Source organism: Citrobacter sp. wls619, from assembly GCF_005281345.1.
Classification (GTDB): Bacteria; Pseudomonadota; Gammaproteobacteria; order Enterobacterales; family Enterobacteriaceae; genus Citrobacter.
Genome location: NZ_SZXJ01000056.1, coordinates 1 through 356, shown reverse-complemented (window position 1 = coordinate 356; position 356 = coordinate 1). Strand labels below are relative to the sequence as shown.

Sequence of the window (356 nt, the reverse complement as noted above, 5' to 3'; positions counted from 1 at the left end):
GGTGGATGCACCACTATCATGCTACCCTCAGAACGATAGCCGGGAGTTTTTGTTATGAAACTTCGATTTATCCACCTTCCGGCGTTTACGCACAAAACAGTCTTTTCTTCCGGCAATTTATTGCTCGATGACAGTGAAAATAAACTCAGCGGTGATGATATACAGCATTTACTACGTCGCCATACTTCTGGTGACTGGGGTGATGTTCCTCGTACCCTGCGTCAGACTAACCGATATGCGCTTGAGTACAGTAACAGCCTGTTGTCATGTTACTTCCATCCGTTCAACGGGATACGTATGGTCACCGTTAGCACCAGTGCCGATCGCAGCCAGACGATAATCTCTGTTCACGCCTG

1 protein-coding gene is annotated in these 356 nt (G+C 47.8%); it reads left to right on the top strand.

The genetic code is table 11. The features are described 5' to 3' along the window. Nucleotides 1-54: 54 nt before the first annotated feature. On the top strand, nucleotides 55-356 hold a 302-nt coding region (locus tag FDX19_RS12810), incomplete at its 3' end, for a hypothetical protein (protein ID WP_137383006.1).